Annotated in this window: 13 protein-coding genes; 12 read left to right on the forward strand and 1 reads right to left on the reverse strand. The window is 57.8% G+C overall.

Features of this window, described 5'->3' with window-relative positions:
* Window positions 1-34 precede the first annotated feature (34 nt).
* Together ACR0MP_RS09755 and ACR0MP_RS09760 are read left to right on the forward strand one after the other, a co-directional pair.
* Window positions 35-727: a metal-dependent hydrolase gene (locus ACR0MP_RS09755; protein WP_480886475.1), complete on the forward strand. Its 693-nt coding sequence runs from the start codon at window positions 35-37 to the stop codon at window positions 725-727.
* A complete protein-coding gene (locus tag ACR0MP_RS09760) occupies window positions 727-1,893 on the forward strand; it encodes a M24 family metallopeptidase (protein ID WP_480886476.1) in 1,167 nt (388 codons plus the stop codon). The genes ACR0MP_RS09755 and ACR0MP_RS09760 overlap by 1 nt, the downstream gene beginning before the upstream one ends.
* Here ACR0MP_RS09760 and ACR0MP_RS09765 read toward each other — a convergent pair.
* Window positions 1,890-2,342, reverse strand: coding sequence for a nucleoside deaminase (locus tag ACR0MP_RS09765; protein ID WP_170401621.1), 453 nt, complete (start codon window positions 2,340-2,342; stop codon window positions 1,890-1,892). The two genes, ACR0MP_RS09760 and ACR0MP_RS09765, sit on opposite strands and share 4 nt — an antisense overlap.
* Between ACR0MP_RS09765 and ACR0MP_RS09770 the strand changes: the two genes are divergently transcribed.
* The 10 genes from ACR0MP_RS09770 to ACR0MP_RS09815 all read left to right on the forward strand — a co-directional run bounded on the left by ACR0MP_RS09770 (window position 2,341) and on the right by ACR0MP_RS09815 (window position 13,014).
* Complete coding sequence (locus ACR0MP_RS09770) at window positions 2,341-3,219, forward strand: pseudouridine synthase (protein ID WP_170401625.1); 879 nt, start codon at window positions 2,341-2,343, stop codon at window positions 3,217-3,219. The genes ACR0MP_RS09765 and ACR0MP_RS09770 overlap by 2 nt on opposite strands.
* A 175-nt stretch (window positions 3,220-3,394) precedes the next feature.
* Window positions 3,395-4,309 carry a 5-bromo-4-chloroindolyl phosphate hydrolysis family protein gene (locus ACR0MP_RS09775; protein ID WP_480591938.1) on the forward strand — a complete coding sequence of 305 codons (915 nt, stop codon included), beginning with the start codon at window positions 3,395-3,397 and terminating at the stop codon, window positions 4,307-4,309.
* Window positions 4,310-4,338: 29 nt separating this feature from the next.
* Window positions 4,339-5,529, forward strand: a complete 1,191-nt coding sequence (locus ACR0MP_RS09780) for a toxic anion resistance protein (protein ID WP_170392243.1) — start codon at window positions 4,339-4,341, stop codon at window positions 5,527-5,529.
* Entirely contained in the window at window positions 5,529-6,500 is a 972-nt protein-coding gene (locus tag ACR0MP_RS09785) for a DUF2927 domain-containing protein (protein WP_170401636.1), read from the forward strand. The genes ACR0MP_RS09780 and ACR0MP_RS09785 overlap by 1 nt, the downstream gene beginning before the upstream one ends.
* Before the next feature lie 22 nt (window positions 6,501-6,522).
* Entirely contained in the window at window positions 6,523-7,671 is a 1,149-nt protein-coding gene (locus tag ACR0MP_RS09790; RefSeq protein ID WP_480886478.1) for an SPFH domain-containing protein, read from the forward strand.
* Between the two features lie 35 nt (window positions 7,672-7,706).
* Window positions 7,707-8,798, forward strand: a complete 1,092-nt coding sequence (locus ACR0MP_RS09795) for a TFIIB-type zinc finger domain-containing protein (RefSeq protein WP_170392249.1) — start codon at window positions 7,707-7,709, stop codon at window positions 8,796-8,798.
* 63 nt (window positions 8,799-8,861) lie between these two features.
* Entirely contained in the window at window positions 8,862-9,530 is a 669-nt protein-coding gene (locus ACR0MP_RS09800; protein ID WP_170401643.1) for a nitroreductase, read from the forward strand.
* A 22-nt stretch (window positions 9,531-9,552) separates the two neighbouring features.
* Complete coding sequence (gene dtd, locus ACR0MP_RS09805; protein ID WP_170594645.1) at window positions 9,553-9,990, forward strand: D-aminoacyl-tRNA deacylase; 438 nt, start codon at window positions 9,553-9,555, stop codon at window positions 9,988-9,990.
* Entirely contained in the window at window positions 9,990-11,093 is a 1,104-nt protein-coding gene (locus ACR0MP_RS09810; protein WP_170401649.1) for a DUF4147 domain-containing protein, read from the forward strand. The genes dtd and ACR0MP_RS09810 overlap by 1 nt, the downstream gene beginning before the upstream one ends.
* A gap of 334 nt (window positions 11,094-11,427) precedes the next feature.
* Complete coding sequence (locus tag ACR0MP_RS09815; RefSeq protein WP_170401652.1) at window positions 11,428-13,014, forward strand: ABC transporter substrate-binding protein; 1,587 nt, start codon at window positions 11,428-11,430, stop codon at window positions 13,012-13,014.
* Window positions 13,015-13,021: the final 7 nt, after the last annotated feature.

Raw genomic sequence — 13,021 nt, forward strand, 5'->3', positions numbered from 1 at the left:
GGCTAACTCCAAGCGGAAAATGGGAGGATTCTCTATGGATATCATTTGGCTGGGACATGGCAGCTTTCGCATCGAAACAGCAGGACAAGTTCTATTGATCGATCCCTGGCTGACGGGCAACCCGTCTTTGCCCGAAGATCAGCATGACGCAGCCGTTGCGGGCGCGACGCATATCCTGCTGACTCATACTCATTTCGATCATGTCGTCGATGTGCTGCCGCTGGCCAAACATCTAAACGTGCCCATGGTCGGGCAATACGACCTGATGGGCTACTGGGCCGAGGCTGAAGGTATTGAAACGGTCGGATTCAACAAGGGTGGCACTGTTGACCTAAACGGTGTCAAATTAACGATGGTGCCTGCGTCGCACAGCTCGACCTTCTCGACGCCTGATGGTCTTCGCACGGGTGGAACCGAGGTCGGCTATATGATCGCGTCCGAGGACCGTATGCTCTATTTCTCTGGCGATACCGACATTATGGCCGACATGGAGTGGATGGGTGATTATTACAAACCCGATATCGGCATCCTTTCGGCAGGCGGCCACTTTACCATGGACATGAAGGGCACTGCCTATGCTGCCAAGCGGTATTTCAATTTCAAGACAGTGATCCCGTGCCATTACAAGACCTTTCCGATTCTCGCGCAATCGGCTCAGGAATTGGCTGACAGGTTACCCGGTGTCGATGTAATCGAGCCCGAGGTCATGCAGGCGATTTCTCTCTGATGCCCGCGTCGGATTTCAGCGCGCAGGAATACGCTGACCGCATTCACAAGACCCGTTCTGCGATGGATCAACAGGGTATCGAGACCTTGTTGATCACGGACCCATCGAACATGGCGTGGCTCACCGGTTATGACGGTTGGAGCTTTTACGTAACGCAGATGGTCATCCTGCCCGCCAGCGGATCGCCCCTTTGGTGGGGCAGAACGCAGGACAAGGCGGGGGCTGCGCAGACCACCTGGCTGGACCAGATGGACCTGCTGGACTGGCCCGAAGAGCATGTGCAACACCCGGACCACCATCCGGTCGACGCGCTCGTCCTTGCGTTGCGGGATCGCGGCTGGACCTCTGGTATCGGCGTGGAGATGGATAACTATTATTACTCAGCCGCCAGTCACCGCATCCTCGAACGCGCCTTCGGTGCATTGATTGATGCCACAGGGCTTGTGAATTGGAAGCGCGCCGTAAAAAGCGATGCCGAGATCGCAATGATGCGCAAGGCGGGTCAGCTGACCGCACATATGCACGGTGTTCTGCTTGACGCATATCGCGAAGGATTGCCCAAAAACCAACTTGTCGCCGAAGTGCAGGCGGCAGGCATCGCCGGACTGCCCGGCCTAGCCGGAGATTACCCTGCTATCGTGCCGATTGCACCCTCCGGTCGTGAGGCTTCTGCCTCGCACATTACTTGGAACGACCGACCTCTGGCGCGGGATGAGGCGACCTATTTCGAAATCTCCGGCTGCTATCGACGCTATCACTGCCCCGCCAGTCGCAGCCTGTTTCTGGGTGATCCCCCGGATGATATCCGCCGGGCCGAAGCCGCCGTTCTAACCGCTATCGACGACACAATGACCGCCGCACGCCCTGGCATCACCTGCGAAGAGGTCGCGGCTTGTGTCTATGACAGTTTCGCCCGCGCGGGGTATGTCAAAGCCAACCGCACCGGCTATCCCATCGGGCTCAGCTATCCGCCCGACTGGGGCGAGCGCACCATGAGCCTGCGACCCGGTGACACGACGGAATTGCAAGAGAATATGACCTTTCACCTAATGCCCGGCCTCTGGACCCCAGACTGGGGACTGGCGATTACCGAAAGCTTTGTGGTGACGTCAGATGGGGGCAAGCCCCTGGCTGATATCCCACGTGAAATGGTCGTAAAAACTTAACCGCGCTGCGCCGCGAAGAAGCGTTTCAGCAGCGCGGCAGCCTCTTCGGCGGCAATGCCGTCATAGACCTCGGGTCGATGGTGGGCCTGTGGGTGTGAAAACACGCGCGCGCCATGCGCGACACCGCCAGATTTCGGATCGGAAGCGCCGTAGTAGATGCGCCGGATGCGGGCTGCGGCCAGCGCTGCGGCGCACATGGCACAAGGCTCAAGAGTTACGTAAAGGTCATGATCGGGTAAACGCTCGGACCCGGCCGCGGCACATGCGGCGCGCAGAGCCAGAATCTCAGCATGGGCAGTGGGGTCATTCAACTCGCGGGTGCGGTTCCCATCTGCGGCCACCACCTGCCCGCCGGGCGCGACGATCACCGCGCCGACCGGCACTTCACCTCGGTCTGCTGCCGCCTGTGCCTGTTCCAGCGCCTGTTTCATGTGGGATCTGAACTTCATGCCTCTGACTGCCTCAGAAACCCGTCTTTCGCAAGCCGCCGGGATGGGTTATGGCCGGAGGATGACCAATACCCCTCCTCCCGGCGACCGGATCGCCAAAGTGCTGGCCCGCGCCGGTGTCGCCTCGCGCCGCGAAGCTGAACGCATGATCGAAGCCGGACGTGTGACCGTGAATGGCAAGGCGATCAACAGCCCTGCGCTGAACGTAACCGCCAAGGACAGGATTACCGTCGATGGTAAACCAGTATCCGAGCCCGAGCCATCACGCCTGTGGCTCTATCACAAGCCACCGGGACTAGTGACGACGGCGCGTGACGAAAAAGGCCGCAAGACGATTTTTGACGACCTGCCCGAGGATATGCCCCGGGTCATGAGCGTCGGGCGACTCGATCTGAACTCGGAAGGATTGCTACTGCTGACTAATGATGGCGGCATCAAGCGCAAGCTGGAACTGCCCTCAACTGGATGGCTGCGCAAATACCGGGTGCGGGTAAATGGACGCCCCAAAGACGAGGATTTCGAACCGCTGCGCAAAGGCCTGGTAATCGATGGTGAACGGTTTCAGCCCATGACCGTGACACTGGACCGTCAACAGGGCGCGAACGCTTGGCTGACCATCGGCCTGCGCGAAGGCAAGAATCGCGAAATCCGCCGCGCTATCGAAGATATCGGTTATGTGGTGAACAGGCTTTTGCGGGTTTCTTACGGCCCATTCCAACTGGGCAACCTGAAACCCGGCGAGGTTGAAGAAATCCGCCGCCGTGTCATGCGCGACCAACTGGGGCTGGATGCTGAGGATAGCGGAATACCCCCGGCCAAACGCCCTGCTCGACCGCAGCGCAAAAGACCAGCAATCGGCAAGAAACCTCGCAAGTGACGCGGGTTATTCAACCTTCCCCCTAGCGCCAAGCCCTCGTATCGCCTAAATTTTCCCTGATGGTCACAGTTGGGGGGCGCTATGTCCGGGACCGGAGTACAAAAATTGGCCTATGCGGCCCTGTTGGTGCTGTTGTTCGGCGTCTGCACCGGTCTGTTGGGGGGCCTGTAGCGAAATGGCCAAACGGTACGGCGGCAAATTCAGCCCAGAAGGCGATGTTTCCTCGCAGGATCAGCCATCGCGTGGCCAATTCGATGGTGCCCGTGTCGAACCGGCAGGTGCACGCGCGAACATCCTGTTTGTCCCGGCGATACCACTGGTGTTTCTGTCTCTGAACGATGGCGCGATCGGAATGACCATCGGCCTGGTTGCGGCAGGGCTACTGACCGCTGCCGCGTTTCTGCTGCGCGAAGGTTTAAGGGCCGAATCCGCTTACAACGCCCGCCGCACCGCACGCAGACCTGCGTTTCCCCGCAAGGTGTTTTCCAGCGTTCTGACCGGTTTGGGGGCGGCGCTAGCCTCATACCGGACCGAATTTCTGGACGCCGAAACAGCATCACAGGTAAGCCTGCTGGCCCCCATCCTGTTTGGCGCCGCTGCAACGGTTCTACATTCGGTTTCCTTCGGCCTCGACCCAATGAAGGACAAAGGAATGGAGGGTGTCGACACCTTCCAGCAGGACCGTGTCGCACGCGTGGTCGAGGACGCCGAAACCCATCTGACCCAAATGACAGATGCAATAAAACGCGCAGGTGACCGCCGGATCGAAGCGCGGGTCGAACGCTTTCAGGATACAGCCCGCGATCTGTTTCGCACGGTCGAGGAAGACCCGCGCGATCTGGCTGGTGCCCGAAAATACCTGACGGTTTATTTGCAGGGCGCGCGCGATGCGACGGTGAAGTTTTCGGACGTCTATGCACGGACGCGTGATGCGCAGGCGTTGGCGGACTATTCGGCGTTGCTGGACGATCTTGAACAGAATTTCGCGGCGCGGACGCGAAAGATGCTATTGGATGACCGCAGTGATCTGACGGTTGAAATTGATGTGCTGCGCGACCGGCTGCAGCGCGAAGGCGTCCGGTTGGACTGACCGGCTTTTATGTAAGCGAGGATTACCCCATGTCCGATGAGATTAAAAACAAGGCAGTCGAGGCTGAAACGCTGGTGCAGGAAGTCACCGCCGTAGCCCTCCCCGAGCCGCAGGCCGAGATTGTCCCGTTGGAAGAGGCCGACGAACCGGTTGGTGCCGAGATCCGCAAGCGGATGGGTGAGATCGACATGGGCGACACAAACTCGATCGTCTCGTTCGGATCATCCGCACAGGCGGAATTGCAAGAGATCAGTCAGGCCATGCTGGCCGACGTGCGCAACAAGGATGTGGGCCCGGCGGGTGACAGCCTTCGCAATATCGTAACAACGATCCGGGGGTTTTCAGTCAGCGAACTGGATGTGCGTCGCGAACGCAGTTGGTGGGAAAAACTGCTGGGCCGCGCTGCACCCTTTGCCAAGTTCACAGCGCAGTATGAAGACGTTCAAAGCCAGATCGACCGGATCACTGATGATCTTCTGGGGCATGAGCATACACTGCTGAAAGATATCAAGTCTTTGGATCTGCTGTACGAAAAAACGCTGGAGTTCTACGACGAACTCGCACTTTACATCGCAGCGGGAGAGGAGAAGCTGACCGAGCTGGACAGCCACGACATTCCTGAAAAAGAGGCCGAGGTTCAGGCCGCGCCCGAAGACCAACAGGTGATGAAAGCGCAGGAATTGCGCGACTTGCGTGCCGCGCGCGATGATCTGGAACGCCGGGTCCACGACCTGAAGCTTACCCGTCAGGTGACGATGCAATCGCTGCCCTCCATCCGTCTGGTGCAGGAAAATGACAAGTCGCTGGTGACCAAGATCAACTCGACCCTCGTCAACACAGTACCGCTCTGGGAAACCCAGCTGGCACAAGCTGTCACCATACAGCGCAGTGCCGAGGCCGCCGCTGCCGTACGTGATGCCAATGATCTGACCAATGAATTGCTGACCTCGAACGCCGCCAACTTGCGCGAATCCAACAAAATGATCCGCGAAGAGATGGAGCGTGGCGTCTTCGATATCGAAGCCGTCAAACAAGCCAATGCAGACCTGATCGGCACCATCAACGAAAGCCTCGCCATTGCAGACGAAGGCAAGGCCAAACGCGCCGCAGCCGAGGAAGAACTGAAGAAGATGGAGGCCGAATTGCGCGACACGCTCGCCTCGGCCAAGGCGCGACAGGACGGGATCGGCGACAATGCCGGAACGGCTGTTCCCGGATAATGGAAACAGCGGGCGTGCGGCCATTTCATCGCGCTAAGATTGCAGTATTGGGCTTGTCGCTGCTGGCATTTGCTGGCTGCGATGAGGCATTGACGACGACGATCGCTCCTGAACCTCAACCTGCCCAGCCGCAAGGCCTGAGCAATGCATATCAAGCGCCCTCACCAGCGAGCCTTGATCTCGCGCGATACTATGAAAGCGTACAAAACAACTTGCTGACGCGCGGGTTGCTGAGAACCGATGGCGGTGGCCCTGATACGCCCTATGATGCCGATGATCTGGCCCGGAACTTTGAGACCATAGCGTTTTATAATGAATATCCGGGGCAAGGCGTTGCCAGCGGCAGCAGCCGCACCAGCCGACAGCTTAGTCGCTGGTCGTCGCCGGTTCGCATAAAGCCCGAGTTTGGTCCATCGGTTGCACCTGAAGTCCGCCAGCAAGAGACCGCCCGAATTGGCGCCTACGCCAACCGCTTGTCGCGGCTCACTGGACACCCGGTCTCAACCACCACCCGGAATGCAAATTTCCACGTCTTCGTGGCGGGTGAAGATGATACCGCTTATGTGCAAGCCCGGCTGCGACAACTGATCCCGGGCATAGGGCAGGCACAACTTGACCTCTTCGACAAACTGCCGCGCTCTTTCTATTGCTTTGTATTCGCTTCGGCGTCGAACAGCGCGCCACAGACATATACCCGGGCTGTTGCCCTGATCCGGGCGGAACATCCCGATCTGGTGCGCCTGAGTTGCGTCCACGAAGAGATCGCTCAGGGATTGGGGCTGCCGAATGACAGCCCGTCTGCCCGGCCATCAATCTTCAACGATGACGACGAGTTCGCCCTGCTGACAAGTCATGACGAAAAGCTGCTGACCATCCTTTATGACCCGCGCCTTAAGGCTGGCATGACCGCTGAAGAAGCGCGCCCGGTGGTCCGTATCATTGCACGCGAATTGATGGGGCAGTCGCTCTGACCCCGAAGACAGGAGAAATCCAATGGGAATTTTTGATTTTCTGACCGGCGAATTTATCGACGTCATCCACTGGGTCGACGATACGCGCGACACGATGGTCTGGCGGTTCGAGCGTGAAGGACACGAGATCAAATACGGCGCCAAGCTGACCGTGCGCGAAGGTCAAGCGGCGGTCTTTGTGCATGAAGGGCAGTTGGCGGATGTCTTCACCCCAGGTCTCTACATGCTTGAGACAAACAACATGCCGATCATGACGACGCTGCAGCATTGGGATCACGGCTTTCAGTCTCCGTTCAAGTCTGAAATTTACTTCGTTAACACGACCCGGTTCAATGACCTGAAATGGGGCACCAAGAACCCGATCATGCTGCGCGATCCCGAGTTTGGGCCAACACGCATCCGGGCCTTCGGCACCTATACAGTGCGGGTCAAGGACCCGGCGAAATTCCTAGTAGAGATCGTAGGCACCGATGGTGAATTCACCATGGACGAGATCAGCTTTCAGATCAGAAACATCATCGTGCAGGAATTCAGCCGCGTCATCGCAGGCTCGGGCATTCCAGTTCTCGATATGGCGGCGAACACCGCCGATCTGGGCAAGTTGATCGCGGCTGAGGTGTCCCCGGTGTTGGACGGGTATGGCTTGAGCATGCCCGAATTCTATATCGAAAACATCTCACTGCCGCCTGCGGTCGAAGCTGCGCTGGACAAACGCACGTCCATGGGCTTGGCGGGCGATCTGGGTAAATTCACGCAGTATTCCGCAGCCGAAGCGATGACTGCGGCAGCCAACAACCCTGGCCAGGGTGGCGGCATGGGCGCGGGTCTTGGCATGGGAATGGGCATGGCGATGGCGCAGCAGATGTCGAACATGGCAGCGGGTCAGCCGAGCGGCCCTTGGGGCGGTTCCGCCCTCGCTGCCCCGCAAGCCGCAGCGCCTGCGGCACCGCCACCCCCGCCACCCGTCGAGCACGTGTGGCATATCGCGGTGGATGGCCAGACCAGCGGGCCGTTCTCCAAGGCCAAGATGGGTCGTATGGCAACCGATGGTGAAATCACGCGTGATACCCACGTTTGGACCGCCGGACAGGACGGCTGGAAGAAGGCAGGCGACGTGCAGGAGTTGGCGCAGCTGTTCACGATTTTACCGCCGCCGCCTCCGGGCGCGTGATCTGACATTTGGTAACCTGATTTCGAGGTTCTGTCATGGCGAAAGACGAACACCGTTTCCCCTGTGACCAATGCGGGGCGGATTATCGGTTCAATCCCGGTGACGGAACGCTGACCTGCGATCATTGTGGCAACACCAGAACGATCGGTGCTGGCCCATGGGGTGGTGCGAGTCTGCGAGAGCTGGATTTCGACGCCGCCATCGCGGATCGCTTGCCTGACAGCGAGATTGAAGAAACCCGTGTTCTGACCTGTCCGAACTGCGCGGCTCAGGTTGAGTTTGATCCGAACACCCATGCTGCGGAGTGCCCGTTCTGTGCCACTCCGGTAGTGACCGATACAGGCGTCAGCCGCCATATCAAACCTCGCGGAGTGTTGCCCTTTGCACTGGATGAACGCTCGGCCCACAAGGCAATGGGGGATTGGCTGGGCCGACTGTGGTTTGCACCCAACGGGTTGAAGGAATACGCCCGAAAGGGACGCAAGATGCAGGGCATTTATGTCCCGTATTGGACCTTCGACGCTGATACCAAGTCGAGCTATCGTGGGGAACGCGGTGTGGTGTATTACGAAACTCGCACTGTGATGCGCGATGGAAAGCGCGTGCAGCAACAGGTTCCCAAAGTACGCTGGACTCCAAAATCCGGACGGGTCGCAAGGTTCTTTGACGATGTTCTGGTTTTGGCGTCTCAATCGCTGCCCAAATCCTATACCGATGCGCTGGAGCCATGGGACCTGCCTGCGCTTGAGCCATACCAGCCGGAATATCTGGCCGGTTTCCGCGCCGAGGCTTACACGGTCGAACTGCGAGAAGGTTATCAAGAGGCCCGCGCACATATGGCACGGGTGATCGAGCGTGACGTGCGCTTCGATATCGGAGGTGATCGTCAGCGCATTCACGCTGTCGACACCGAAGTGCGAGATGTCACATTCAAACACATCCTTTTGCCGGTTTGGATGGCGGCCTACAAATACCGCGGCCAGACCTATCGTTTTGTGGTCAATGGCCGGACCGGCCGCGTTCAGGGTGAGCGTCCCTGGTCCGCAATCAAGATTACGATCGCCGTGGTTCTGGGCCTTCTCGTTGCGGCCGGCGTCGGGTATCTGGTGGCAACTGGACAGCAATAAAGCTGATAAGCAGAGCACGCTCATGGAACCTACTCCTCGGCATGCCTGAAAGGAGATGTTGAATTGCACCTTGACGCTCTGAACGCGCTCTTGGCCGATCGTTTTTCTTGCCGTGCCTTTCGCACGGACTTGGTGCCTCGCGAACAGATTGAACAGATTGTCGCCAGTGCTGCGCGTGTTCCAAGCTGGTGCAACGCGCAACCCTGGCAAGTCGTCATCACCAGCGGGGCCGAGACAGACCATTTTCGGGACGCGTTGCAACACGAAGCCTCGCACGTTGCGCCTGCTCCGGACCTACCCTTTCCAACCGGCTATTCTGGTGTTTATCAAGAGCGCCGTCGCGCCTGTGGCTGGGCCCTCTACAAAGCGGTTGGTATCGAAAAAGGTGATCGCAGGGCCTCGGCGCAACAGATGATGGAAAACTATGCTCTGTTCGGCGCCCCACATTGCGCCATACTGTCCAGCCCGGCTGAACTGGGCCCTTACGGCGCGATGGATTGTGGTGGCTTCGTGACCGCATTTTCACTGGCGGCGCAGGCCCTTGGTGTGGCTTGTATCCCGCAGGCAGCGGTAGCGGCACATGGCGCATTTCTTCACCGTTATTTCGGGATATCAGAAGATCGCTTGATTCTGTGCGCGATTTCGTTCGGATATGCGGATATGGATCACCCGGCGAACGCGTTCAGAACGGAACGTGCCGCGCTGGATGAAGTGATCGATTGGCACGAATAGCAATAAAATACAGGATCTGCAGATGCGCGCCTTACTTCAAAGAATTTCCAGTGCCTCGGTCAAAGTCGATGGAACAGTCATCGGGCGATCGGGCCCCGGATTGATGATTCTGGTTTGTGCGATGCAGGGGGATGGAGAGAAACAAGCTGATCAATTGGCTGAAAAGATCGCAAAGCTCCGTATCTTCAAAGACGACGCGGGAAAGATGAACCGGTCGATATTGGACATTGAGGGCTCGGCCCTGGTGGTCAGCCAGTTCACCTTGGCAGCTGACACATCGCGTGGAAACAGGCCTGGGTTTTCCGGGGCCGCCCCGGCGGCTGAGGGCGAACACCTCTACGAGGCGTTTGTACACAACCTTTCATCGCGGGGCATTCCGGTTGAGACAGGTGCGTTCGGAGCTGACATGGCGGTAGAGTTGGTCAATGACGGACCAGTCACAATTTGGATGGAAAGCTGATGCAGAGTTCGCAAAAGGCACAGGACATTTGGCGCGCAGGCGTGGCGGCGGTTGATGGATATCGCGCAACGCTGGAGGCCACTCAGGCGATCGAAGCCCCAGATCAGATATTGGCCGTTGGAAAAGCCGCAGGGGCCATGGCCCGTGCCGCCGTCGAACGGTTTGGCCCAGTGCCCACTCTGGTGGTTACCAAGGATGGCCATGGCCACGACCTGCCTAAGCATATTGTGGTGATTGAAGCTGCACACCCGGTTCCCGATGCCCGCAGTCTGAAGGGTGGGCAGGCATTGCGCGAAACGGTTGAGGCGATGAAACCCAACAGCAAGCTGCTTCTGCTAGTTTCGGGAGGGGCTTCTTCGCTTGCCGAGGACCTCGTGGCCGGTGCGACATTGGATGATCTTGAGGCCCTCAACCAAAGACTGCTGAGTGAAGGCCTCGACATCGGTGCAATGAACACGGAACGGCGCAAGCTGTCCCGGATCAAGGGTGGCGGTTTGTTGTCGGCATTCTCGGGGAAAAGCGTGATCGTTCTGGCGATCTCGGACGTCCCGGGTGATGATCTGGGTGTTATTGGCTCCGGTATCGGATCGTCGCCTGAAGAACCGGAGTTTTCTGCCCACACCGCGATAATCGCATCAAACGCACACGCGCGCGACGCTGCAGCAATTGCGGCCGAGAACTCAGGCATCAAGGTCCTCGACAACGAGGAAGCGATGCACGATGACTATCTCTCGGTTGCAGCTAAATTAGGAGATCGGCTGCGGAATATGCCCAAGGGCGCCATGGTATTTGGCGGCGAACCAACCGTGGTCCTACCTGATGCGCCAGGGCGCGGTGGGCGCAATCAGGCCCTTGCTCTAGCACTCGCGCGCGAAATCGCAGGGCAATCTGATTTGACCGTCATCGTCGGAGGAACAGATGGCACCGACGGGCCAACAGATGCAGCAGGCGCCATCGTTACCGGCGACACTTGGTCTGATAAGGCGCAAGCGTATCTGGACAATGCAGATAGCGGCAGTTTCCTCGACAAGGCGGGGGCGCTGTTGGTCACGGGACCCACGGGGACAAACGTAATGGATCTGATTGTTGCAATAAAAAACTGATCCGGGACCCTGACCCCACCCATCCGAAAAACCCACCCGATAGAATCACTTAGAGGCCGGACTGGCGTTTGATCTGTGGAACGAAAGTTCATGCAAAACTGACCAGGCAACTATCGGATAATTTGTTCAGGTCAGAGTAAGTAGTTAGGAATAAGGGGTTTTGGATTTCCAAAGGCTCATAACAAGATCATCTGGCGCGATCAAAGGCGGAACCTCCCCATTATTTCAAGAGATTTGCACTTGCCCGCTGCCCTGAATTGCACCTAAGTTGACTCATGCGTCAATAAAAAGCCCACCAACGGGCTGAACATCCTATCAACTGGGAGAAATCTGGATGAACGAACAACTCACTCACATGTCAAAGCAGGTCACAGCTGGAAAGCTGACCCGCCGTGAATTCATGGGTAAAGCAGCGGCACTGGGTGTCTCGGCCGCAATGGCAAGCACTATGTTTGCCGATGCCGCACGTGCCGCTGGTCCGAAAAAGGGCGGCGATCTGAAATTCGGTTTGCAGGGTGGTGAATCGACCAACTCACTTGATCCGGCAACCTACGCAAGCTCAGTCCCGTTCCAGAACGGCAAGCAGTTCGGAGACCAACTGGTCGAAGTGGCGCCCGACGGAACCATCGAACCGCGCCTGGCTGAAAGCGTCGAAGGAAGTGCAGACGCGAAAGTTTGGACGTTCAAGCTGCGTCAAGGGGTTGAGTTCCACAACGGCAAGACCATGACCAGCGAAGACGTGCTGAAAACTATGCAGCGCCACTCGAACGAAGATTCCAAATCAGGTGCCTTGGGCATCATGAAAGGCATCGAGTCGATGAAGGCCGATGGAGATAATTTCCAGGTCACACTGACCGAGCCGAACGCCGACCTGCCGTATCTGATGGCCGACTATCACCTCATCATTCAGCCCGATGGCGGCATGGATAATCCGGCGGCAGGTATCGGCACCGGCCCGTACAAACTAGAAGTGGACGAACCCGGCGTCCGCCACTTGTTCACCAAGAACGAAAACCACTGGAACAGCGATTTCGGCAATTTTGACAGCGTAGAAGTTGTTGTGATCAACGATGCGACGGCACGGACCGCTGCACTGCAGTCCGGACAGGTCCACGCCGTCAACCGCGTTGAACCCAAAGTTGCCGACCTGTTGGGCCGTGCGCCTAACCTGACGGTGCATTCAACCGCTGGTCGCGGTCACTATGTCTTCATCATGCATTGCGACACGGCTCCGTTTGATAACAATGAACTGCGCACCGCACTGAAGTACGCCATCAACCGCGCGGAATTGGTTGACAAAGTTCTGCGCGGCTATGGCTCGATCGGGAATGATATGCCGATCAATTCAGCCTATCCATTGTTTGATGAAACCATCGAACAGCGCGAGTTCAGCGTTGAAAAGGCTGCAGAGCACTATAAGAAATCTGGACATGATGGCTCTCCGATTATTTTGCGCGTTGCCGATGGTGCGTTCCCAGGTGCTGTAGATGCTGCTGCTCTGTTCCAGCAGACTGCAGCACAGGCTGGAATTCCGCTTGAAATCAAGCGTGAGCCCAATGATGGCTACTGGTCCGAGGTTTGGAACGTTCAACCCTTCTGTGCGTCTTATTGGGGCGGCCGCCCGGTTCAGGACCAGATGTACTCGACTGCATATCTGTCGACCGCAGACTGGAATGACACGAGGTTTAAGGTTCAGGCGTTTGACGACTTATTGTTCGCGGCAAAGGCGGAACTCGACCCTGAGAAACGCAAAGCCATCTACAGCCAGATGGGTCAAATGGTCCGCAACGAAGGCGGCCTGATCTGTCCGATGTTCAACGACTTTGTCGAGGGCATCAGCAACCAACTGGACGGATGGGAATCTGACCCGACGCAAGAGATGATGAACGGCAACATATCCCGCAAAATGTGGTTCGTCTAAAACGGGC

This window comes from Ruegeria sp. K3 (genome assembly GCF_056531845.1).